This is a genomic window from Bacillus sp. DB-2 (genome assembly GCF_003315125.1).
Lineage (GTDB): Bacteria > Bacillota > Bacilli > Bacillales > Bacillaceae_G > Bacillus_A > Bacillus_A mycoides.
On the sequence record NZ_QNRN01000001.1, the window covers coordinates 466,480 to 490,351 of the forward strand.

27 protein-coding genes and 2 pseudogenes (1 of these 29 cut by a window edge) are annotated in these 23,872 nt (G+C 36.7%); 13 read left to right on the forward strand and 16 right to left on the reverse strand.

Annotated elements, in window-relative coordinates; genetic code table 11:
- Positions 1-68 precede the first annotated feature (68 nt).
- On the reverse strand, positions 69-1,787 hold the full coding sequence (gene acsA, locus DET63_RS02495) for an acetate--CoA ligase (protein ID WP_113935745.1): 1,719 nt from the start codon (positions 1,785-1,787) through the stop codon (positions 69-71).
- Between the two features lie 176 nt (positions 1,788-1,963).
- Between acsA and acuA the strand changes: the two genes are divergently transcribed.
- The 5 genes from acuA to DET63_RS02520 all read left to right on the forward strand — a co-directional run bounded on the left by acuA (position 1,964) and on the right by DET63_RS02520 (position 5,980).
- Positions 1,964-2,596, forward strand: coding sequence for an acetoin utilization protein acetyltransferase AcuA (gene acuA / locus DET63_RS02500; protein WP_002112293.1), 633 nt, complete (start codon positions 1,964-1,966; stop codon positions 2,594-2,596).
- Positions 2,597-2,613: 17 nt separating this feature from the next.
- Complete coding sequence (locus tag DET63_RS02505) at positions 2,614-3,258, forward strand: acetoin utilization AcuB family protein (protein WP_000634567.1); 645 nt, start codon at positions 2,614-2,616, stop codon at positions 3,256-3,258.
- Positions 3,255-4,421, forward strand: coding sequence for an acetoin utilization protein AcuC (acuC, locus tag DET63_RS02510; RefSeq protein WP_113935746.1), 1,167 nt, complete (start codon positions 3,255-3,257; stop codon positions 4,419-4,421). Before DET63_RS02505 ends, acuC begins: the two co-directional genes overlap by 4 nt.
- A 225-nt stretch (positions 4,422-4,646) precedes the next feature.
- Positions 4,647-5,510 (forward strand): alpha/beta fold hydrolase, encoded by an 864-nt coding sequence (locus DET63_RS02515; protein ID WP_113935747.1) that lies wholly within the window; start codon positions 4,647-4,649, stop codon positions 5,508-5,510.
- Between the two features lie 56 nt (positions 5,511-5,566).
- Complete coding sequence (locus tag DET63_RS02520; protein ID WP_113935748.1) at positions 5,567-5,980, forward strand: VOC family protein; 414 nt, start codon at positions 5,567-5,569, stop codon at positions 5,978-5,980.
- 92 nt (positions 5,981-6,072) lie between these two features.
- On the opposite strand, the gene DET63_RS02525 is transcribed toward DET63_RS02520, so the two are convergent.
- Entirely contained in the window at positions 6,073-6,360 is a 288-nt protein-coding gene (locus DET63_RS02525) for a hypothetical protein (protein ID WP_113935749.1), read from the reverse strand.
- A 281-nt stretch (positions 6,361-6,641) separates the two neighbouring features.
- On the opposite strand from DET63_RS02525, the gene DET63_RS02530 reads away from it, so the two are divergent.
- A complete protein-coding gene (locus tag DET63_RS02530) occupies positions 6,642-7,568 on the forward strand; it encodes a Gfo/Idh/MocA family protein (protein WP_113935750.1) in 927 nt (308 codons plus the stop codon).
- A gap of 128 nt (positions 7,569-7,696) precedes the next feature.
- On the forward strand, positions 7,697-8,098 hold the full coding sequence (gene mscL / locus DET63_RS02535) for a large-conductance mechanosensitive channel protein MscL (protein ID WP_061674728.1): 402 nt from the start codon (positions 7,697-7,699) through the stop codon (positions 8,096-8,098).
- 49 nt (positions 8,099-8,147) lie between these two features.
- On the opposite strand, the gene DET63_RS02540 is transcribed toward mscL, so the two are convergent.
- Positions 8,148-8,420, reverse strand: a complete 273-nt coding sequence (locus DET63_RS02540) for a DUF3917 domain-containing protein (RefSeq protein WP_000636592.1) — start codon at positions 8,418-8,420, stop codon at positions 8,148-8,150.
- Positions 8,421-8,572: 152 nt separating this feature from the next.
- Between DET63_RS02540 and dhp61 the strand changes: the two genes are divergently transcribed.
- The 3 genes from dhp61 (at position 8,573) to DET63_RS02555 (ending at position 9,564) form a co-directional block, all read left to right on the forward strand.
- Positions 8,573-8,869, forward strand: a complete 297-nt coding sequence (dhp61, locus tag DET63_RS02545) for a protein Dhp61 (RefSeq protein ID WP_002143417.1) — start codon at positions 8,573-8,575, stop codon at positions 8,867-8,869.
- Positions 8,870-8,949: 80 nt separating this feature from the next.
- Positions 8,950-9,186, forward strand: coding sequence for a DUF3949 domain-containing protein (locus tag DET63_RS02550; protein WP_088040255.1), 237 nt, complete (start codon positions 8,950-8,952; stop codon positions 9,184-9,186).
- 15 nt (positions 9,187-9,201) lie between these two features.
- Entirely contained in the window at positions 9,202-9,564 is a 363-nt protein-coding gene (locus DET63_RS02555; RefSeq protein ID WP_113935751.1) for a DUF4288 domain-containing protein, read from the forward strand.
- A 34-nt stretch (positions 9,565-9,598) separates the two neighbouring features.
- Here DET63_RS02555 and ccpA read toward each other — a convergent pair whose 3' ends face one another.
- From ccpA to DET63_RS02585, 5 genes and pseudogenes are all read right to left on the reverse strand, one after another.
- Complete coding sequence (gene ccpA / locus DET63_RS02560) at positions 9,599-10,597, reverse strand: catabolite control protein A (RefSeq protein WP_002034370.1); 999 nt, start codon at positions 10,595-10,597, stop codon at positions 9,599-9,601.
- Between the two features lie 276 nt (positions 10,598-10,873).
- Positions 10,874-11,383: pseudogene (locus tag DET63_RS30495) on the reverse strand (bifunctional 3-deoxy-7-phosphoheptulonate synthase/chorismate mutase).
- A gap of 142 nt (positions 11,384-11,525) precedes the next feature.
- Positions 11,526-12,542 (reverse strand): CamS family sex pheromone protein, encoded by a 1,017-nt coding sequence (locus DET63_RS02575; protein WP_012261839.1) that lies wholly within the window; start codon positions 12,540-12,542, stop codon positions 11,526-11,528.
- Positions 12,543-12,655: 113 nt separating this feature from the next.
- Positions 12,656-12,982, reverse strand: a complete 327-nt coding sequence (gene ytxJ / locus DET63_RS02580; protein ID WP_002067603.1) for a bacillithiol system redox-active protein YtxJ — start codon at positions 12,980-12,982, stop codon at positions 12,656-12,658.
- A gap of 2 nt (positions 12,983-12,984) precedes the next feature.
- Positions 12,985-13,494 carry a DUF948 domain-containing protein gene (locus DET63_RS02585; protein WP_012261840.1) on the reverse strand — a complete coding sequence of 170 codons (510 nt, stop codon included), beginning with the start codon at positions 13,492-13,494 and terminating at the stop codon, positions 12,985-12,987.
- A gap of 187 nt (positions 13,495-13,681) precedes the next feature.
- On the opposite strand from DET63_RS02585, the gene DET63_RS02590 reads away from it, so the two are divergent.
- Complete coding sequence (locus DET63_RS02590; protein ID WP_002067601.1) at positions 13,682-14,797, forward strand: aminopeptidase; 1,116 nt, start codon at positions 13,682-13,684, stop codon at positions 14,795-14,797.
- Between the two features lie 35 nt (positions 14,798-14,832).
- Here DET63_RS02590 and DET63_RS02595 read toward each other — a convergent pair whose 3' ends face one another.
- The 5 genes from DET63_RS02595 to DET63_RS02615 form a co-directional block, all read right to left on the reverse strand.
- On the reverse strand, positions 14,833-15,267 hold the full coding sequence (locus DET63_RS02595; RefSeq protein ID WP_113935753.1) for a hypothetical protein: 435 nt from the start codon (positions 15,265-15,267) through the stop codon (positions 14,833-14,835).
- 15 nt (positions 15,268-15,282) lie between these two features.
- Positions 15,283-15,465 carry a hypothetical protein gene (locus DET63_RS02600; protein ID WP_000878349.1) on the reverse strand — a complete coding sequence of 61 codons (183 nt, stop codon included), beginning with the start codon at positions 15,463-15,465 and terminating at the stop codon, positions 15,283-15,285.
- Between the two features lie 2 nt (positions 15,466-15,467).
- On the reverse strand, positions 15,468-15,866 hold the full coding sequence (locus tag DET63_RS02605; protein ID WP_113935754.1) for a PH domain-containing protein: 399 nt from the start codon (positions 15,864-15,866) through the stop codon (positions 15,468-15,470).
- Positions 15,867-15,942: 76 nt separating this feature from the next.
- A complete protein-coding gene (locus DET63_RS02610) occupies positions 15,943-16,434 on the reverse strand; it encodes a GNAT family N-acetyltransferase (RefSeq protein ID WP_113935755.1) in 492 nt (163 codons plus the stop codon).
- A complete protein-coding gene (locus tag DET63_RS02615; RefSeq protein ID WP_113935756.1) occupies positions 16,431-16,979 on the reverse strand; it encodes a GNAT family N-acetyltransferase in 549 nt (182 codons plus the stop codon). Before DET63_RS02615 ends, DET63_RS02610 begins: the two co-directional genes overlap by 4 nt.
- A gap of 142 nt (positions 16,980-17,121) precedes the next feature.
- On the opposite strand from DET63_RS02615, the gene DET63_RS02620 reads away from it, so the two are divergent.
- Positions 17,122-17,466, forward strand: a complete 345-nt coding sequence (locus tag DET63_RS02620; RefSeq protein ID WP_012261844.1) for a PadR family transcriptional regulator — start codon at positions 17,122-17,124, stop codon at positions 17,464-17,466.
- Positions 17,463-18,125: an HAAS signaling domain-containing protein gene (locus DET63_RS02625; protein WP_113935757.1), complete on the forward strand. Its 663-nt coding sequence runs from the start codon at positions 17,463-17,465 to the stop codon at positions 18,123-18,125. Before DET63_RS02620 ends, DET63_RS02625 begins: the two co-directional genes overlap by 4 nt.
- Before the next feature lie 54 nt (positions 18,126-18,179).
- On the opposite strand, the gene murC is transcribed toward DET63_RS02625, so the two are convergent.
- From murC to DET63_RS02640, 3 genes and pseudogenes are all read right to left on the reverse strand, one after another.
- Positions 18,180-19,490 carry a UDP-N-acetylmuramate--L-alanine ligase gene (gene murC, locus DET63_RS02630; protein WP_002015598.1) on the reverse strand — a complete coding sequence of 437 codons (1,311 nt, stop codon included), beginning with the start codon at positions 19,488-19,490 and terminating at the stop codon, positions 18,180-18,182.
- 251 nt (positions 19,491-19,741) lie between these two features.
- On the reverse strand, positions 19,742-20,860 hold the full coding sequence (locus DET63_RS02635; RefSeq protein ID WP_002015597.1) for a nicotinate phosphoribosyltransferase: 1,119 nt from the start codon (positions 20,858-20,860) through the stop codon (positions 19,742-19,744).
- A gap of 61 nt (positions 20,861-20,921) precedes the next feature.
- Positions 20,922-23,872 (reverse strand): annotated as a pseudogene (locus tag DET63_RS02640) (DNA translocase FtsK); it runs 1,405 nt beyond the window's last position.

A 23,872-nucleotide genomic window follows, 5' to 3' on the forward strand; every position in this document is an offset into this window, starting at 1 on the left:
CGTATATATAAGTTTATAATAACATAAAAAAGAAGGGTCTGAACGTATTCATTCAGACCCTTCCTCTTTTAATCTTCCATCGTCGATAAGTCACCTGTTGGTAAGTTTAGCTCCCACGCTTTTAATACGCGTCGCATAATTTTACCACTTCTCGTTTTCGGTAATTTATCTCTAAATTCAATTTGTCTTGGCGCTGCATGAGCTGCTAGGCCTTTTTTCACAAATTGACGAATCTCTTCTTTTAATTCATCAGATGGTTCGTACCCTGCTCGAAGCGCGATAAATGCTTTAATGATTTCTCCGCGTACTGGATCAGGAATACCAATTACACCAGCTTCCGCTACAGCAGCATGCTCGATTAATTTACTTTCTACTTCAAACGGACCAACACGCTCACCTGACGTCATAATTACATCGTCAATACGTCCTTGGAACCAGAAGTATCCATCTTCATCCATATAAGCAGAGTCACCTGATACGTACCAATCTCCCGGCATGAAGTAAGACTCATATTTTTGCGGGTTATTCCAAACCGCACGCATCATAGATGGCCAACCTTTACCAATTGCTAAGTTCCCCATTGTGTATGGAGGAACTTCATTTCCTTCATTATCAACAATCGCTGCTTTCACACCTGGAATTGGTTTCCCCATTGAACCTGGACGGATTTCCATACAAGGATAGTTACAAATAACTTGTCCACCTGTTTCTGTCATCCACCACGTATCATGAATACGAAGTCCAAATGCGCTCATACCCCAGCGAATTACTTCTGGATTTAATGGCTCACCAACACTTAATACGTGACGCACTTGTGATAAATCATATTTTTTAATTGCGTCTTGTCCAGCTCCCATTAACATACGGAACGCTGTCGGTGCACTATACCAAACTGTTACACCGTAATCTTGCAGTGCTTCATACCATGCCTCTGGACTAAATCTCCCGCCTAAAATAACATTTGATGCTCCCACTAACCACGGTGCAAAAATACCGTAAGCTGTTCCAGTTACCCAGCCTGGGTCAGCTGTACACCAATATACATCATCTTCTTTTAAATCTAATACCCATTTCGCTGTTTGATAGTGCTGAACCATTGCGTTTTGAGCATGAAGGACGCCTTTTGGCTTACCAGTAGAACCAGATGTGTAATGTAGAATTAAACCGTCTTCACGGCCTAACCACTCGATATGTAATTCTTTTGAAGCTTGTTCAAATAAAGGATTGAACGCTACAGTTTTACCGCCTTCTTCTGCATTGTCTCCAACAAGGAAGACTGTTTTTAAAGCAGGTAAATCATTTAATGGTATGCGCTCTAACAATTCAGGAGTTGTAATTAACACCTTCGCTTCGCTATCTTCTAAACGATCGCGAACTGCGCCTTCCATAAATGCTTCAAATAATGGTCCAACAATTGCCCCTAATTTCACTGCACCTAAAAGTGCGAAATATAATTCTGGGGAACGCGGCATAAAAATAAAAACGCGATCGCCTTTCTCAACATCGCCATAGTTTTTCAGGACATTTCCTGCTTTATTAGAAAAATCCTTCATTTCCTTAAACGTATATTTCTCTTTTCGCGATCCATCTTGATAATAAAGTGCTACTTTATTCTTTCGATCGGATTTCGCATGCTTATCAATTGCCTCATACGCCATATTCACTCGGCCTGTTTCATTCCAAGTAAAATTTTTATTAACCTCTTCCCAGTTAAAATTCGCGTATGCCTCTTCATAATTCGGCAAATTATTTTCTCCTTTAATGACAGGAAGCGTTTCCACTTTCATACTTTACATCCCCCTCCTATGTATTCTATTATCTATTATAATGATATTATTTAAAATTTTCAGTATATTTGTTGATTTTTAGACAAATTTTTAATGACAAAATTCGATTCACATCGCATATATTATAAAGTACGATATTAATAGATTCACAAACCCTCAAGGTGGTGAGCAATAAATTGATTCATAAAAAAATATATAATGCCAGAAACTTAAAAACAGCGAAAGGCACTTTAATTATTGAAGGTCCTGTCTCTACACATAATCTTGAAATGTATGAATTCCATCCAGACTTGATCGCGTTTCGTCCTGCCGAGCAGCAATATAAAGCAATTGTCGAAATTTCTAAGTTACCAGAAGCTCGTCTCATTATTGCTAGACATGACCAAACGATTGTTGGATATGTTACATACTTGTATCCTGATCCGCTCGAGCGATGGTCAGAAGGAAAGATTGAAAACTTAATTGAACTCGGGGCGATTGAAGTTGTCCCAGCCTTTCGCGGTTGCTCTGTCGGAAAAAATTTATTAGAAGTTTCAATGATGGACGATCATATGGAAGATTACATTATATTAACGACTGAATATTATTGGCACTGGGATTTAAAACAAACAGGCTTAAATGTTTGGGAATACCGAAAAGTAATGGAAAAAATGATGAATGCTGGTGGTTTACAATGGATGGCTACAGATGATCCTGAAATTTGTTCACATCCTGCCAACTGTTTAATGGTCCGCATCGGTAAACGTGTTGATACGGATTCCATTCAAGCATTTGATCGTCTACGTTTTCACAATCGTTTTATGTATTAATAAAGGGGGCAACTGGAATGATTGTAGAAGAAATTATGAATCAAGATGTAGTGACACTGCATCCAAACGATACAATTGAAACAGCAATCCGAACAATACGTACGAAAGGCATTCGGCACATTCCAATTGTCGATCAAAATAATCATGTCGTAGGCATTATTTCTGATCGGGATGTAAGAGATGCAAGTCCGTCTATTTTAGATGAACAAGTTTCACTCGATATGCTGAAGCAACCACTTGAACTCATAATGAAACACCCTGTTATGACTTGTCACCCTCTCGATTTCGTTGAGGAAATTGCGACTTTATTTTTTGAAAATAAAATAGGCTGTCTTCCTGTTACGAAAGCTGGAAAACTCGTAGGTATCATTTCTGAATCTACTGTACTGCACACGTTAGTGAAATTAACAGGAGCACATCAACCAAGTTCACAAATTGAAATTCAAGTGAAAAATGAACCTGGTATTCTCGGAAAAGTCGTTGCTATTTTTAGTGATTTACAAATAAATATCGTGAGTGTTCTCGTCTACCCAGCAAAAGATGAGAATGATAAAGTACTCGTTTTCCGCATTCAAACGATGAATCCTTTAAGGGTGATTGAAGCACTTGAAACAGAAGGCTATCGTGTTTTATGGCCGAACATAATGGGGATGCAAGCATGAGTAGCGCCTTCATTTATTCAGATGACTTTCGGGGCTATTCATTTAGCCCTGATCATCCTTTTAACCAACTGCGCGTCACACTCACGTATGATTTATTACAAAAGAGCGGTTTTATCTCTCCCTCTCAAGTCATCGCGCCACGGATGGCTACAGATGAAGAGATTGCCTACGTTCATACAGAGGAGTACATAAATGCGGTAAAACGTGCTGGAGAAGGTAAGTTAGAAAAATCAATTGCGATGACATATGGACTTGGAACAGAAGATACACCAATGTTTCCAAATATGCATGAAGCAAGTGCATTACTCGTTGGCGGAACATTAACAGCTGTCGATGCTGTTCTTTCCGGAAAAGTAAAGCACGCCCTCAATTTAGGCGGCGGCTTACATCATGGCTTTCGCGGGAAAGCATCTGGCTTTTGTATTTATAACGATAGCTCTATCGCAATGAAATATATTCAGAAGAAATACGGTTTACGCGTTTTATATATTGATACAGATGCTCATCACGGTGACGGGGTACAATGGTCTTTTTACGACGATCCTAACGTATGCACTATTTCATTACACGAAACTGGGCGTTATTTATTTCCTGGAACTGGCGCAGTAAATGAACGTGGACAAGGAAATGGATATAATTATTCTTTTAACGTTCCACTCGACGCTTTTACAGAAGACGAATCGTTTTTAGATTCATATCGAACAGTTGTAAAAGAAGTGGCAGCATACTTTAAACCGGATATTATTTTAACGCAAAATGGTGCTGATGCACATTATTACGATCCACTTACACACCTTTGCACAACGATGAATATTTACCGTGAAATACCGAAGCTCGCTCGTGAAATCGCTAATGAATATTGCGACGGTCGCTGGATTGCTGTCGGCGGTGGTGGCTATGATCACTGGCGCGTCGTACCAAGAGCTTGGGCACTCATTTGGCTCGAAATGAACAACATCCAAAACATCTCAGGTTATCTCCCTCCAGAATGGATTGACGCTTGGAAAGGACAAGCAGAAACCGACCTTCCCCTTACATGGGAAGATCCAGACAACATGTATCAACCTATCCCTAGAAAACCAGAAATCGAAGAAAAAAATGCATTAACTGTAGCGAAATCCCTCGAAATTATTCGGAATAATATGACAAAATCTTTGTATTAAGCAGAAAGGAGGCTCGTTTTTTGAACAGCCTCCTTTTCTTTATTGTCGATTTCTGTCGGTAAGTCGATATATTTTAAAAAGCGCTGATATATTTCGAGTTGCGCCGATATATTTTGATAATCGCTGATATATGTCGAGTTGTGGTCGATATAATCTAATAATCGCTGATATATTTTTATCTACTAATGGACTGGCCCAACTCAAATGAGAAAAGGTAGTGATATTATGTGGACACAACAAATGATCCACACGAAACGCGGCACATTCGAACTCTTTACAAAAGGAAATGGCGAACCGCTTTGCATTACACATCACTATTCGCAATTTAATGAAACTGGTGATTACTTTGCGGATGTTTTCACTTCTACGCATCGTGTATTCCTTATTAATTTACGAGACGCTGGTAACTCAGCAAAAGCTCATTCAGAAAAAGAATTAACCATGATTGAAACAATTCACGACTTAGAAGCAATACGAGAAGCATTACAACTTCCAATATGGCATTTCGCCGGTCATTCAACAGGCGGTATGCTTGGACTTTTATATGCCATTACATATCCAACTTTCTTGCAATCATTAGTCATCGCCGGAGCCGCAGCAAGTAACTATACCGAAACACCATTTTGCATTTATCACCCCGAACATTCGCAGTTTCATTATATGCAACAACTCATTGAAAACTTAAAAAGCCCTCACCTTACAAGTGAAGAACGGAAAGAACTATCTACTAAGAGAACCCAATTATCATTGTATAAACCCGAAAACTACAACTCTTATTTTAGTAAACCAATCCAAAAAACAATGTCCGCTAGCCGGATGAATGCTTTCTCTTATGAATATCCGTTATTTGATTTAAGAAAGTACTTACCTTCTATCCACACAAAGACGCTTATTATTTGCGGAAGACATGATGTGCAGTGCCCGATTCAATATTCTATTGAGATACATGAGGGCATTCGTAATTCTATTTTTGTGCCGTTTGAGGACAGTAACCATTATCCTTTTTTGGAAGAAGCCAGTCGGTTTACTTCTATTACTCAAGAATTTTTTGGGATTAAAAAGAAAATTAAGGACTCACAAAGGCAATAAGTCTAGGAAGAGAGAACAAGTTTATTAGTGCTGTTTTGCTAAAGGAGGGAAATAGGGTGAAAGAAAAATTATTAAGAGTTGGAACGACTTATATTCCAGTTACCAACGTAGAACTTTCTTCAAATTGGTATGTGAACAAATTGGGAGCAGAGTTGAACTTTAAAGACGAAGACAAAGCTATTATTAACTTTGCAAATCAAAGCTTTTTTCTAGTTAAATCCCAAGATAATCAAACCTTAAATTTTTTTGATTTTCACGGTGAAGAACGCTTTTCTATAACATTCGAAGTTAATGGATTACATACACTAAAATCAATTCATAGTGAATTTATTGAAAAGGAAATTCTAGTTGGAGAGATTGAAAACAGAGGGCATGCTGGGAAGAATTTTATTTTTTATGATTTAGATGGTAATAAATTTGATGTTTGGAGTGAATTAAGTCCTATTTTCAAAGAAAAACACCTAATATAGAGTGATTTTTTACAATCAGACGCAAGTATTAAATAACACAGAAAGATACGAGGCTTATTCCATTAAAGCCTCGTTAATGAATATATTAACCTTCAAGAAAAATATTTCACACTAGAAACAACTAAAAGAAGAACAACAAAAACTACTAAACCTAAATCAATAAATACTGACTTTTTATCTCCTTCTTTTAAAGTTATCATAAAATTAGAAATTATTTTAATTCCAAAAAAGACCATCATAAATAACCAACCGAAATGATCATTTGTAGAATCTTCATCATAAAACATTTGTATTGCACCGATAATTAATAAAATAAGTACGATATTAGTTCCAATCTTTACAGCTTTGTTTAATTTATTATCCTTTAATTCAGCCCCCAAAATCTAGCACTCCCTCTCAAACTATCGTGCGTGTTGGCACAGATCTTTTATTCCCTTTTAAATTTTAACATAAATTACCTTATATATCCTTTTCCTTACAGTCATAGGCATTCCGACAATAATGATACTCCCTTCATTACAACATGCTCGCGCTCATAACTTTGCAGAAATAGAAAAGATTTTGTTAGAAGGACGTAAGTAAAAAGCTAATTTTTGCCTTCCTCCCCCGCCCTATGCTACATTTAACCCGTTACATCAATATTAATAGGGTGGGAATAAACATGAACAAACCTAAAATCGGGATGATTGGACTTGGAAGTATCGCACAAAAAGCCTATCTTCCAACACTTACAAAAGAAACAGATTGGAATTTTGTAGGGGCCTTTACACCTAACCCCGAGAAAAGAAAACAAATTTGCCAACAATATCGCATTCAAGACTTTCATTCTATGGAAACACTAGCTTCGGAATGCGATGCCATCTTCGTTCATAGTTCGACTGCTACACATTATGAAATCGTTTCTGAACTTCTGAAAAAAGGAATCGACGTTTATGTTGATAAGCCGCTAGCTGCTACTACTGAGCAAGCAGAGAAGCTAGTTGAAATGAGTGAAAAGTATAACCGAAAATTAATGGTGGGATTTAATCGCCGTTTCGTTCCTATGTACGTTACTGCCAAAGAGCAAGCTAATGATATTTCATGGATTCGAATTGAAAAGCACCGCACAAATAAGGTGGGGCCATATACGTATGACTTTACTATGTTAGATGATTACTTACATATTGTAGATACTGCTCGCTGGTTAGCTAACGATGACCTTAACATCGTTCATAATATGATGCAAATCAATGAAAAGAACGAACTTCTTTACGGACATCATACATATACAACTGCAAATGGACTTTTACTTTCTACGGCGATGCACCGCCATGCAGGTACAAATTTAGAACAAATTGAACTTGTAACGGCAGGTAAAATCATTCGCGTAAAAAATATGAACACATTTGAAATTGAGCAAGAAAACTCCGTTTCACAAAGTGGTTCACCATCATGGGAGACAACGTTAAAGCAGCGCGGATTTGAAGATGCTGTTCATCATTTTATCCAATGTGTACAAGGTGATACACAGCCTATTGTAGATGGATTAGAAGGATTAAAATCTCAACAAATGCTCCAATCTCTACTGCAAGCTGTAAGCAAAAATTAAAACGGATACATTTTTCAGAATTTACTTTCATTCCCATTTCCTCTTTATTTCTATCACAAATTTCTATAGAATATGTTGATAGGAATTATAAATTTCATATTGAATCGTGGAAAGGATGGGATTAACACATGTGGAACGAGTTTAAAAAATTCGCATTCAAAGGGAATGTAATCGATTTAGCTGTCGGGGTTGTAATCGGTGCTGCATTCGGTAAAATCGTTAGTTCTTTAGTTAAAGATATCATCACACCATTATTTGGTATGGTACTGGGCGGCGTTAACTTTACAGATTTAAAACTTACATTCGGTAAATCATCTATTATGTATGGTAACTTCATCCAAACTATTTTTGATTTCTTAATTATTGCAGCTGCTATCTTTATGTTTGTTAAAGTTTTCAACAAACTAACATCTAAAAGAGAAGAAGAAGAAAAGAAAGAAGAACTTCCAGAACCAACAAAAGAAGAAGAAATTCTTGGCGAAATTCGCGACTTACTAAAACAACAAAACTCTTCTAAAGATAGAGCATAATTGAACGGATAAAAGGCATGCCCCTCTCGGGACATGCCTTTTTTATATGCTACAACGTTTCTGAATTCATATGAATAAATAAAATAATACCAGCAACCATAAGTACCATAATACTACCTGCAAATAGTGTAATACCCATGAACATTAAACTTGTGCTCATGTCCACTGATACACTTTCAATAAAAATAGAAATTACATACGTGATAAGGGCGATTCCTGCAAGAATACTTCCTGGAACAAATCGCTTTAAGCCATTTTGTTTTAACGTCATATATGCAAAAATAGCAGTCATGCAAAGCGTAATTATCCAAAGAACGATCATCTCTTCTCCCCCCTCACAAGCCTTTTCTTTCTATTATACATGACATTGCCCTATAATAGTTAAATTTGCACTTGTGTGACATATAACAAGGAATCTCCCCCACTGTAGCGAAGGCATTACAACATACACTTACACAATAAGGAGGCTTTCATTTGGAATACACTACCACATGCAATTTGGAACTATCCGAAAGATTCGATTATGTTACGATTGACTTAGAAAAACAGTTTTTTTGCATCGACGTTGTAAATTTGCAAAGCAATACAGCTGTACTAAAAATATCAATTAACTTGGAAAAAGATGAAACAATGGTAGAGGGAAATATAATTCAGTACGATACTTTGTACATAGACACATTATTACAAGGATTAAAATGTATTGCTCAAACATGTATTGATCGCAATTTAAGAAACCAAGAGGAACTGTTCGCATTTTTAGAAGAAAATTAGCCCCAATAAAAAATGGTTATTTTTTCTTTTTATTGGTATAATTGTTATATAGAAATGTTCTTTATAAGGATGTGTTCATAATGATTTGGATTTCACTAATCGTATTAGCCTATTTCATCATTCTCGTCCCAATACAGTACAACTATATTAAGATGCTCAAGGAAAAACAGAAAAAAATGAACGTGTCTCAAAATGAACTTTACGACAAAATGTCTTATGAAGAATCCCAAGTACATTATCATTATCAAAGTAACGTATTTACAATACCCGCTTCACTTATCGCGAGTATTGTTTATAAAATAAAACATTCAGCATAAGGAGACTGATCTCATGTGTATGCTGTAAAATTATTATTTGAATCTATCCATTCAGGTGAGCCTAATCCTAGTAAAATTGATGAACATTATGAAGAGAATCACGATACACTTTTTGAAGAAAGTATCATTCTCGTTAAGGCGAACAGTTTAGAGGCAGCTCATGAGCTAGGTGAAAAGATAGCTCTACAGTCTGAAGATACGTACGATAATATGTACGGTGAGCAAGTAACATGGACGTTTAGAAAAGTGTTGCATGTTTTCGAATTAGATGACACACCATTTGAGACAGGGAAAGAATTATATGCACGCCTTTTACATGTTAAGAAAACTGAAAGTGTAGATACAGTAGTTAAACACCATTATCCTGAATATGAATAAAAGCTCACAGCTATCGCTGTGAGCTCTCTTATTCTTACTTCGTTGAATCTCTAAATTGGATACGGTGAGGTAAGATAACTGAGTGATCTTCTACTTTTTCTTTGTTCATATATTTCGTTAGTAGACGCATTGCTACTGCACCGATATCATACATTGGTTGTACAACTGTCGAAAGTTGCGGACGAACCATTAATGCAAGACGTGTGTTGTCAAAACCAAGCACTTCGATATCCGTTGGTACGTTTAATCCCGCGTCTTGTGCTGCGTGGATTACACCTAGTGCCATTTCATCAGAAGATACGAAGATTGCTGTTGGTTTTTCATCCATGCCCCAAAGTCTTTCAAACGCTTCTATACCTGAATCATATGTGTAATCTCCATCAATTATAAGATTTTCATCATATGAAATACCTGCTTCTTCTAAAGCTTTTTTATAACCTTGTAACTTCTTCGCGCTTCCTGCTTTATTAATGAAAGGACCAGAGACGAAACCGATACGTTTATGTCCTTGCTCAATAAAATGCTTCATTGCATCGTAAGCTGCTTGTGTATAATCAATATTTACTGATGACGTTTCATTTTGTTCATCAAATGACGCTGCTAATACAATTGGTACTGGAGATTTTTTGAACTCTTCAACGTGAATATCTGTAATATCTTCACCCATGAAAACAATCCCGTCCACTTGTTTCCCAAGCATCGTATTTAATAAGTGGAACTCTTTCTCTTTGTTCTGGTCAGAGTTACTTAAAATGATGTTATATTTGTACATTGTTGCGATATCTTCAATTCCACGAGCAAGTTCTGCATAAAACGTATTTGAGATATCAGGAATAATAACACCCACTGTAGTTGTCTTCTTACTTGCTAGTCCACGTGCTACCGCATTCGGGCGGTATCCTAAACGATCAATTGCTTCTAATACTTTCTTTCTTGTTGTAGGCTTTACATTTGGGTTACCATTCACAACGCGTGATACGGTAGCCATTGAAACATTTGCTTCACGCGCTACATCATAGATTGTTACGTTCATCTCTTCGCACACTCCTTCTATTTATGTTATCTATTTTTATGTATCGGTTCACTTGAATGAAAAAAAGACATCAACTCTATTTGCAGATGCCAACAATCGTCCCGAGTTCTTCCTTTTACTAATGATACGCTAAAAACACAGGGTCATACAATATTTTCCCGCAAAAGTTTCGAAAAAATTCGCTTCTTTTCTCGTATTTTCGTATTTTTTATGCAAAAAAGGTCAATTTTTGTAAAAAAGCTATGTAACAAGGGCTACATAGACTAAGAAATCTTTTTATAAATTACTTCCGAATGCTTTTAATTCTTTCATAAACTCATTGAATTCTGGAATACCCATTTGCTGCGCTGCATCTGATAATGCAACTGCTGGGCCTGGATGTACTTCAGCCATAATAGCAAAAGCACCAATTGCCATAGCCGCTTTTGCAAACGGTAAGAGAAGGTCACGTCGCCCTGTAGAATGCGTTACATCGACAACAACAGGTAAATGTGTTTCTTTCTTTTAAATTGGCACAGCGGAAATATCAAGCGTATTACGCGTTGCTGTTTCATATGTGCGAATACCACGCTCACATAAAATGATATTACCATTCCCCTCTGCCATACTATATTCTGCTACATTAATAAATTCTTCAATTGTTGCTGATAAACCACGCTTTAATAATATTGGTTTATTTACAGCACCAGCTGCCTTTAACAGTTCAAAGTTTTGCATATTACGAGCGCCAATTTGAATAACATCAACATAATCTGACACTTTACAGAAGGCACTGAAAGAGTCTATTTCATAAGAAAAAAGAGGTCATTACCTACTATGTACAGGTAATGACCTCCTTTCTTCTTTCAACATCTTTAGGAAATTCGAAATGTTTTTCTCGAAGTATTCACTTTTTCAGTAGCCTCAGCTTAAAAACTGTCTTTTTTTATTATAGGAAAGAAACAAACGGTTTATCGCTGTTCTTCTCTTTTATAATAACAGCCTCGATTTTATTCTCGGACTTTATTTGTAATTGAACTTTAGCATCTTTAGGAAATTGTTCTAACATACTTTGAGCAGCCGTTTGAGAGAGTGCCATTAATTCTGACTTACCGTTATATTTAACGACAATATCCATCTTTAATTTATCCATCTTATTTTGCTTATAAGAAATCTTAGCATTAACAGGGATATAATCTCCTGGAGAAAATGCCTTCATTGCTTCAGAAAATTTCTTTAGCTTATCATTATCTTCTCCATGTGCCCCCCCAAATTCTTGAGAAGGATACGAATACGACTTTTCATCAATAGTATCCCAATTTCCAAGATTAGTCTCGTTCTTTTGAACAGTAGCGCTTGAAATATAAGTACCATTCTTTAAAGAACTTGTACTTTCTTGCTTGAATATAGCAAATGTAATTGGAGATTTGTTATATTTATCATTTTTATTAATAGCTTCTATAAGCCCCTTAGCGACTTCAGTACCTTTAGAAATAGCTTCCTCATTAGATACACTTGAAGACATAGATAAACCAATAACAACACCAGATAAGCTTAGTTCATTTGAATTTTGTTTGCCGAAGTAGTCCTGTTCTATAATATTAGTCAAAACTGGTACTTCTTGTTTCGTAACTAATTCATCAATTGTTTTCTCTGGAATATATTGATTTAATTGTAATACGTAATTTTCTGTATCGAATTGTTTTGAAGCAATATCCATTAAACCATTTTCATATTCTGCTAAATCTAGTTTAGAATTAGTTTTAACATTAACTGTATTAATTACCTTTTGTTCTTTTAAAGGAATAACAGTTCTATAGTAATCCTTAGAAACAGCATTTCTTGGAATCATACTTTTTTCTTTCGTATCTTTCTGTACAACTTCATCCTTCTTCTCAATAGTATTATTGCTGCAAGCCCCCAGTAATAAACTTAAGCTTGCGATGCATAATGCCATTTTCTTCATTGCTTAAAACCCACTTTCAAAAGTCAATTTACTTAGTTTTAAAGTATCTCTAGTGTACCACTAAATATATTGTAACAAAATAAAAAAGAAGCAAGCCCTTCGCTTGCCTCTCCCTATTTTACATTCTCTTCTAAAGCTTCTTTTTTAATATTCCAGTGCGATGTATGCCATACTACCATTCCATCTTTTATGTATAACACTTGCGGAGATTCATGCTTAATGCTGTACTGCTCTGCAACATGGTTCGAAACATCTCTCGCCTCTTGTACGTATAAGTAATATGCTGGCACTTCTCTTTCTTCACCGCAATACGCTTGAAACTCAGTATATGCACCGTGACTAATTGGGCATGTCGTACTATGCTTAAAAAGAACGTAAGGCTCGTTCTTTTCTACTAACGCTTCAAGTTCTTCAATCGTTTCAATCTTCATCATACTCATCGTTACTCACCTCTCATGCGAAGTCTAGAGCGCTTCTCTCTCTTTTCAGCCTTCTGCTCAGCTTTCTCAAGTTTACGCTCTTCTTTTTCAATCTTTTTCTCTTGTCTCGTAGTACGGTAATGATTATATACTTCAATTGCTGCGCTGCTCCACTGTACAACTTGTGCCACTTTATCTGCATTATTTTCAATTTCGTCCGTAACAGACTCTGAAACGTTGCGAAGCTTCGTATTTAAAGAGTGGATCGTCGTTCCGATTCCATCCACACCTTCTACTACTTTATTTAGCGACTGTGACTTCTGTTGAATATCATCAGCTAACGCATTTGTCTTATGTAATAATTGCTCCGTCTCTACGCTTATTCCTTGCATTTGCTTTTCTAAACCTTCTAACGTGCTCGCAACGTTTTCTAACGTCTTCTGAACCGATAACAACGTTCTGCATACATACACTACTAATACTGCGAAAGCAACCGCGATAATAGCCGCACTTACATATAGAAGAACTTGCATTTCATCACTTCCTTTATCTTTTTCATACTTTCCCCTATTATACAATCATTTTCCGTTTCATTCTAATCCCTATCTTTTCATTAGAATTTTCATACTTATTCGTTAACTTTAACATAAATGATTCAACAAATTCCACTAAGTAGGTTACAATAGGAGAGGATACATAATTAGTAGGGAGGCTTTACATATGAAAGATCCACGCATTGAAAAGTTAGCATACAATTTAATTAACTACTCTATTCGTTTACAAAAAGGCGAAAAAGTATTAATTGAAAACTTTGGCTTACAAAAAGAACTTGTAACTGCACTTGTAAAAGAAGCATATGCAGCTGGTGGTTTCCCATTCGTTTCTTTAAAAGATCATCAAGTAGATCGCTCTTTATTAATGGGTGCTACTGAAGAACATTTCGAACAAATCGCTGCATATGAAGCGAGCGTAATGAAAGATATGGATGCTTACATTGGCCTTCGCTCTGGCGATAACATTAACGAACAAGCTGACGTTCCAAGTGAACGTATGAAAGTTCACGGCCAAACAATTGGCAAAAAAGTTCATAGAGACATCCGTGTTCCGAAAACACGCTGGGTTGTTCTTCGCTACCCAAATGCTTCTATGGCGCAGCTTGCTAAAATGAGCACAGAAGCTTTCGAAGACTTCTACTTCGAAGTTTGTAACTTAGACTACGGTAAAATGGATAAGGCGATGGATAGCCTTGTTACATTAATGAATAAAACAGATAAGGTTCGCTTAACTGGCCCTGGAACTGATTTAACATTCTCTATTAAAGACATTCCAGCTATTAAATGCTCGGGTCATTTAAACATTCCAGATGGTGAAGTATACTCTGCACCAGTTCGCGATTCTGTTAACGGTACAGTTTCTTACAACACACCATCTCCTTACAACGGTTATACATTTGAAAATGTACAACTTAAATTTGAGAATGGCCAAATCGTTGATGCAACTGCAAACGATTCAGAGCGCATTAACAAAATCTTCGATACGGACGAAGGCGCACGCTACGTTGGTGAGTTCGCAATCGGCGTAAACCCATACATCTTACATCCAATGGGAGACATTCTATTCGATGAAAAAATCGATGGCAGCTTCCACTTCACACCTGGACAAGCTTATGATGATGCATGGAACGGCAACAACTCTAACATTCACTGGGATTTAGTATGCATTCAGCGCCCTGAATACGGCGGCGGTGAAATTTACTTCGACGACGTATTAATCCGTAAAGACGGACGCTTCGTTGTAACTGAACTAGAAGCTTTAAATCCTGAGAACTTAAAATAATAATAAAACGCTCGGAATTTTCTCCGAGCGTTTTTTTAATACTTTAATAAGTCTTTCGCCACATCTTCTGGCACTTTAAAACTCATCTTCTTATTTTTCATTTCAACTTCAACATACGGGACATCTTTATATACTGTCATTGTACCAACTTCATGTAACTCTTTTTTATCTTTACTCGACTCTAATAATTTTGGTGTATCTTCTTGATACATTTTAAATGTTTTCCCTTGCGGAGTATCTAAAGGAGCCGATTGCATTTCCCACTTATCCATTTTCATGACTTCAAACAGCTTTTTAATTTCTTTCTTATCTGTAATTACTTTTTTATCACTTGAATCTGTAAGTGATTCAATCTCAACCTTTTGTGCCTTTTCAAAGTTCATATCAGCCTTTTCCTTCTTCGCACTACACCCTATTAAAAGAACGGATGCAGTTAGCAGAAGTAAAAATGACATAAGGGCTTTTTTCATTTCTAATCCTCCTAACTACATAGAGCTACTTTTTTCGTTTTTTGTTTGCTGAAAATGAAAATAATATAAAAGCGCCACTGCGATAGTACCTATTAATATTGGTTCATATAAGGGCAGATCCCATTTCATATATACTCTAGTGCAACCAACAAGCACAAACAAAATTTCCAAACAAAATAAAGGTTTTACATATTTCATTTTTACCCTACCATTTCTATTTTTACACTTGGATTCTCTTTTTCTACAAGCGATAAAAACTGCGTCATATGTTGCGGCATCGCGATCATATGTACTTTATATGCATTCGTCGTAATTTCAAGGGATTTCCCAACTTGACGAACAATTATTATATCTTTTAATACAACATCATCATTTAAAATACCGTACTTTAATACGCCATTTTCCACCTTATGTTTTTTAATAAATATTTCCCAAACGATTGGTACATTTACAATGAAGCATAAACCCATTCCAATCAACGCTGACATCCACTGCTCTTTATTTGTGAAAAGCATGACAATTGGATACACAAACATAAAAGCTAACGTGAGACTAACGAAAATTACTGCTGACTTACTTCTTTGAATTGGAAAATCCATACACGCACCCCTTAACCAAATTATACCATGTTTTCCATTTTAGTTCATAAAAAAAGGTCATTTATGAATGACCTTTTTAAACAGTATACCTATAAAATTTCTTATCTACCTCTAGCACTGGAAAACTTTTTGGCAACTCTTCTATACTCACGCTTTGAAAACCATTCTTTTCGTAGAAACGGTGTGCTGCTAGAAATTTAACTGTTGTTCCTAAATAAATGTCTTCCAAGTTCTTTTCCTTCGCCCAAGAAATTGCTGTTTGAAGTAGCGTATGTGATGCGCCCCATTCTTTTCCGCGGAACTCTTTCTTCACGAACATTTTTCTTAGCGCTACTTGATGCTTTCCAATATCTAATAAAGCTACCGTTCCAACTACTTTACCATCATAAGTTGCTACCCAAAAATTTCCGTTGTCCCTTTGATAAAACGTTTCTATTTCAAGTAAGTCAGGCTGCTCTTCTTTCGTAATTGGGACATTGTACTCTTTTTGCTGAATATGAACGATAAGATCTACTACTTCCTCTTGAAACATACTTTCATACGGAATAATACAAATCTTCTCGTTCATCGAATCTTCTTCCATTCTGAAGCTAATAAACTATAAACAGCAATATCCTGAAAATGATCGTATAACCATTCGTCATCTCTTAAAATACCATCTAATTTAAAACCTAAACGTTCTGGAATCGCACGGCTTTTCGCATTTTCAACACCGCAACGAATTTCAATTTTATTCAGCTTTAAATTATCAAATGCATAATGAAGCACAGTCTTCACACTTCGCGTCATAATACCTTTCGCACCAGCATCTTCTGCAAGATAATATCCAAGACTCGTAGCTTTCTTACCCCAGCTCACCGGATGAATCCCCACCATCCCAACAAGCTTTCCTTTATAACGTATGCCACTTTCAAAACCGTCTCCCTCTGCAAATTTCTTTAACCACATCGGACAAATTTCATCATACGCACCAGCAGATTTCGTCCCATCTACCCAAGGAAGCCATCTTCGTAAATGGTTACGGTTTTGGTCTATTAATTGATATAGTTCCTCTTTATGATGCTTCTCTAATAACTGTAATTCGATTTCGTCATCTACTCGGAGTGTGAACATGTTTTTTAGCCCCTTTTAATTTTCCTATTATTCTAACACTTATAGGTGAAAAAAAGTTAAACATTCGCACTTTTTCGGTTTTATATAAGAACAATCACTATATATGATTGATATCTAGATATGAATCATATATAGTTAAAGTATGGAAAAAAATGATAATTTTATAATTCAATTACGTAAAGGTGTTTTTGATCTCGCTATTTTGTCTTTAATAAGCAAACAACCTATGTATGGATACGAAATTACAAGTGCCTTACAAGATATCCCTGTGTTTCATATCCCGAACGGTTCGATTTATCCTATATTAAATCGAATCACGAAAAACAATTGGGCTGTTTCCTATTGGGAAGAGTCCGGTGATGGGCCAAAAAGAAAATATTATCGCATTACAGACGAAGGGAGAGAAATTTTAAATAGTCGCTTACATGATTATGATGCAGTATACCAAGCTCTAATGTTACTAGCTAAAGGAGAGGATAAAAAATGAACAAGGAACAATTCTTTTCAAATGAACTCATTGTTTCTTTCTTACACGATCTTCATAAAGGTTTAATGAACTTACCTACGTCAGCAAGAGAACAACATGTGCTAGAAATCAAATCCGATTTATATGAAAATGCATTAAGTAAAGAAAGTGAAGGGATACCATCAGCAAGCATTCCTTCACAAGTGATTGAAGAATTTCTTCCTCCAAAAGAATTAGCAAAGGAAATTACAGTAGAATATACAGATGTTATTCAAGATGCACAGCAATCTACAAATACATTTATTAAATATTATTCCGGTCTATCTATCGGTCCACTGGGTGCTCTATCAGTTCCTATCGTATTAGGTTTCATCAATATTTCATCTAATTTACCATTTGTACTAGCATTTATTGCAAGCAACATTTGGTTTATCTGTAGAGAAAATCATTGGAATACAGATTTATTAAAATACTTTAAAACAATTATTTTCATCAGTTCAAGACTGTTAATCGCTCTTCCATTCACCTTTTTCGCGATTCGAATTATGATAACAAAACAATTCGATATGTTTTCATTCTATTATTTAATTGGATATGTACTTTTTAGTTCACTATATATATTCTTATTAAAACAACTATACAAAAAAAATGAACAATACCAACATATCAACGCTTTTTAAAAGATATCGAACACAACAAAAAAGACGCACAGCCACAGCTATGCGTCTTTTTTCTTACTTCTCTGCAACTTGAACTTCTTTTACGTAAGCTGCTTCGAATTTTTGGATGTCACCTGCGCCCATGAAAATAAGAACGCCGTTTTTATGTTTCTTTAACACATCCGTTGTTGTATCTGTAATTAGTTCTGCGCCATCGATACGTTTTTGCAGATCTTCAATTGTTAATTCACCTTTGTTTTCACGTGCTGATCCGAAAATATCACATAAGTATACTTGGTCAGCTTTACTTAAGCTTTCCGCGAACTCATCTAAAAATTTCTCTGTACGTGAGAATGTATGTGGTTGGAATACAGCGACAACTTCACGCTCTGGATGTTTTTGACGTGCTGCTTCAATCGTTGCATTAATTTCTGTCGGATGGTGTGCATAGTCATCAATGATAACTTGTTCTCCCATTGGCTTTTCATTAAAGCGACGTTTTACGCCTTCAAAAGTTGTTAGCTGATGCTTAACTGCTTCTACATCAACGTTTTCATAATGGCAAAGCGCGATTACTGCTAATGCATTTAATACGCTGTGATCGCCGTATCCTGTAATTTTGAACGTGTCATAATACGTATTACGAACGAATACATCGAATATAGTACCATCAGTTCTCTTTTGAATGTTACGTGCTTGGAAATCATTATCTTCTCCAAATCCATAGAAAATAACAGGTACTTTCGCTTGAACTTTTTGAAGTTCTTCATCATCACCACATGCAATAATACCTTTTTTCACTTGCAATGCCATCTCTTGGAATGCATTAAATACATCATTGATGTCTGCAAAATAATCTGGGTGATCGAAATCGATATTTGTCATGATTGCATAGTCTGGATAGTAAGACAAGAAATGACGACGATACTCACAAGCTTCAAATACAAAATACTTACTATTTTCTACCCCATGCCCCGTTCCATCTCCAATAAGGTATGATGTTGGGTGTGCACCTTGCATTACATGGGCTAACAAACCAGTTGTTGATGTTTTTCCATGTGCACCAGTTACAGCAACACTTGTGTACTGATTCATAAGATCACCTAAGAAGTGATGGTAACGATGTACTGGGATATTTAATTCTTTTGCTGCTACGATTTCTTCATGCGTATCAGGAAATGCATTTCCTGCGATAATCACTTGTCCTTCTTTAATATTATTCTTATCAAAAGGAAGGATGGAAATACCACGCTTTTCCAATGCTGTTTGTGTAAAGAAACGCTTTTCATAATCAGACCCTTGAACAGTATGCTTCATGTCATGAAGAATTTGTGCTAATGAACTCATTCCTGTTCCTTTAATTCCTACAAAATGGTAAACTGTCATCTTAAAGAACCTCCAACATTTCGAACTAATACAACGGCCTATCTATAAGACAGTATATGAATCTTTTCTTATTTTGGTAATCATCATACATTTCTGATGCAGTGAATTTCTTTTTATATTCACTTATCAGTGATAAACTCGTACGTACTTCTTTTATGTCCATAACACATTTATTATAGCAAAAAACAAGCCGCTATACTATGATAACAGAAAAACTGATAGGGTCAATCACCTATCAGTTTTTCTCGCTTTTACATATCTTCTTTTGTTTCTAATTGAACACGCTCTAGACGTGAATTTGGACGGTATTTACGACCAGCTTTTGCTTCTGGTTTTCCATTTAATTCTACGTTATCACCAGTAAAACCAATATTCATTTTTAATAAGCTACTTCCTACTCCGTATATATCGACAGGAACATTTTGAGCTTCAAATTCACGAATACGCTTCTCATCAAACCCACCAGTTACAACGATATCTACATGTTGGAACCCTTCCTCATCAAGAGCCTTACGAAGTGCAAATACAAGTGATGGATTTACACCACGTGGATCGAATGTTCCAAGTACTTCTGGGTGACGAATGAAGTATTGATCAATCATTGTGCGAGACGTATCGACACGTACACCTTTTAATGTTGATCCAAATTCACGCGCTACGCGAAGTGCATCTGTAATGACATCATTGTTATAATCAATTAGTACGACTAATTCATCTTCTGGGAATTTTTTATGATATGCCTTTGCAGCTTCAACAACATCACCATTAAACATTTGAATTAAAGCGTGAGGCATCGTCCCCATACCACTTCTGCCCCACCATTCATTCATTGCATGCGTCGCTTGCGCGCTCATACCTCCGATGTATGCCGCATAGCCGTCACCAGCTTGTTGCGTATAATGATCGTCACGATCTCCCATGAAAATAACCGGTTTTTCTTTATCTACACTACGTGCAGCTTGGACAACGTTATATACGTTTGTCGCAACTGATGTACGACGAGCTAAAATCCCATCAATTACACCTTCTAAAAAGCCGAAGTATTCATAAGGACCATGAATTGTTAAAACTGTTTCAAACGGACTAATATTATCGCCATCCTTTAAAGAATGAATTTCTAATTCCTCAGGATTTTTGGCAAATGTTTGTAGCAATGCGATTACCTCATCTGCTCCGCAAAGAACTGCATGTTCTTTTTGAAAAAACTGCATTGTTACAACACTTTTCGGGCGAAATTCTTCAATGATTTCTCTAGTTTTTAAAAAGTAAACGGCAGAGAACCAGCCTTCTCCAACACGTTCATCAAATTTAAATGTTTTATTTGTTAGTCGATTTATTTCACCTTTTAATTTTAATTCAATTTCTTTCATGTCGCTTTACTCCCTACTTTACTATCCAACATTTTCTATTAGTATACAGCAAAACCGTTTCCTATACATTTGTTTCCTGCATAGCAGCGAATTCATCCTCAGAAATAAGGACATCTCTCGGTTTCGTTCCTCTTCCTTCAGAAATAATCCCTTGTGACTCCATCTCTTCAATTAGACGTGCCGCGCGATTATAACCTATGCGGAATTTTCTCTGTACAGAAGATGTGGACGCTCCCCCTTGCTCTACAACAAATTGACATGCATCAAAAAATAGTTCATCTTCAGACTCACTCTGCTCTGATTTTGCTAATAAATCCTCTTGCTTAAATAAGTAGTTTGGCTTCATTTGCTTTTTCACATGATCAACTGTTCTTTCAATCTCATCATCTGATACGTATACACCTTGTACACGAACTGGTTTAGATGTGCCGTTTCCTAAAAATAGCATATCACCACGACCAAGTAACTTCTCCGCGCCCCCAATATCGATAATCGTACGCGAATCAACTTGAGATGATACTGTAAACGCAATACGCGTTGGAATGTTTGATTTAATTAAACCTGTAATAACGTCTACAGATGGACGCTGCGTCGCAACTAATAAGTGAATACCACAAGCACGAGCTTTTTGTGCAATACGACAAATCGCTTCCTCCACATCACCAGGTGCAACCATCATTAAGTCCGCTAACTCGTCAATGACAATTACAATATAAGGTAATGTCTCACCTGGGATTTCTCTACCACTTACAATCGTATTGTAACGAGTTAAATCACGAGCACCAGCATGAGCAAACAATTCATAACGACGTTCCATCTCTTCAACCGCCCACTTTAACGCAGCTGTAGCTGCTTTTACGTCAGTAATAACAGGTGCTACAAGATGTGGAACAGAATTGTATGGTGCAAGCTCAACCATCTTCGGATCAATTAGTATCAACTTCACTTCATGCGGCTTCGCTTTATATAAAATGCTCGTTAAAATCGCGTTAATGCACACACTTTTCCCTGAACCAGTTGCACCCGCAATAAGTCCATGTGGCATTTTTCGAATATCCGTTACAATTGGATCACCTGAAATATCAAGCCCCAGCGCAACTGTAAGCGGTGATTCACTCTTTGTAAATACAGGACTTCTTAAAATTTCACGCAGGAATACTGGCTTACTTTCCTTGTTTGGAACTTCAATTCCAATTGCACTCTTCCCTGGAATTGGCGCTTCAATTCGAATGTCTTTCGCAGCTAAACTTAACTTAATATCATCACTTAAATTTGTAATTTTATTTACTTTCACACCTGGGTCTGGTTGTACTTCAAAACGAGTTACCGCCGGCCCTTGTGACACATTAATAACATGTGCTCCAACATGGAAATTATTAAATGTCGTATTTAATAATTCTTCCTGTTCTTCTAGCCACTCCGTATTATCTAATGCTGCCTGCTGTGGAATTGACAACAACGTTAATGGCGGAAGTTCATACTTCGGTGGCGCTTGTAGTACGTTGCGCATATCGTTCTCTTTTTGATTTACAGCATATGCTTTCTCTTGTACTTCCGTACTTGAAATTGGCTCTTGTACTTGTCCAGCCACCACTACTTGTTGCATCGGTTTTTCTTCCACTTGCGGTTCCACTACCACTTGCTGCATTGGTTTTTCTTCCACTTGTGGTTCTACTACCATTTGCTGCATTGGTTTTTCTTCCACTTGTGGTTCTACTACCATTTGCTGCATTGGTTTTTCTTCCACTTGGGCTTCTACTACCACTTGCTGCATCGGTTTTTCTTCCACTTGGGCTTCTACTACCACTTGCTGCATCGGTTTTTCTTCCACTTGGGCTTCTACTACCACTTGCTGCACTGGACTTTCTTCCACTTGTGGTTCTACTACCACTTGCTGCATCGGTTTTTCCGTTACTCGTTCACCGACAGTAGATTGTGTTACGTTCGTTCTTACCGCATGTCTTTCCATTAACTTCTTTCTGTCTTGTTTTAACATGACAACGTTAAATGGAACATGACGCTTTTTCTCGCGTTTCGGCTCTTCTTTTTGTGCTGCAGGCTGTTCTTCGACAACTTGTTTCTTTTCATCAGCTTCTTCAATTAAAACATTCGCAAAGCTTTGAACATCTTTCTTCGTTTGCTCATCCGTTTCTGAAACTGGTACGAATACTTCACTTTCTTCCTTGAACGTAATTGTTTCTTGTTGAGAAATCACTGGTTGCTCTGCAACTGGTGTATTTTCCACTAAATCTGTATTCATCGTTTCTTCAATTACTGTTTCTTGAGAAGTTGGTTCTTCTTCCTTAGTACCCTCTAACTCCGCAACTTCTTCTGTCGCTTCCTCAGATTTCTCTAATTCTACAACTTCTTCTGCTGCTTCCTCAGCTTCCTCTAATTCTGCAACTTCTTCTGTCGCTTCCTTAGTTTCTTCTAATTCCACAACTTCTTCTGTCACTTCCTCAGATTTCTCTAATTCCACAACTTCTTCTGCTGCTTCCTCAGCTTCCTCTAATTCCACAACTTCTTCTATTGCTTCCTCAGTTTCTTCTAATTCCACAACTTCTTCTGTCGATTCCTCAGATTTCTCTAATTCCACAACTTCTTCTATTGCTTCCTCAGTTTCTTCTAATTCCACAACTTCTTCTGCTGCTTCCTCAGCTTCCTCTAATTCTGCAACTTCTTCTGTCGCTTCCTCAGTTTCTTCTAATTCCACAACTTCTTCTGTCGCTTCCTCAGATTTCTCTAATTCCACAACTTCTTCTATTGCTTCCTCAGTTTCTTCTAATTCCACAACTTCTTCTGTCGCTTCCTCAGCTTCCTCTAATTCTGCAACTTCTTCTATTGCTTCCTCAGCTTCTTCTAATTCCACAACTTCTTCTGTCGCTTCCTCAGCTTCTTCTAACTCCACAACTTCTTCTGTCGCTTCCTCAGTTTCTTCTAATTCCACAACTTCTTCTGTCGCTTCCTCAGATTTCTCTAATTCCACAACTTCTTCTATTGCTTCCTCAGTTG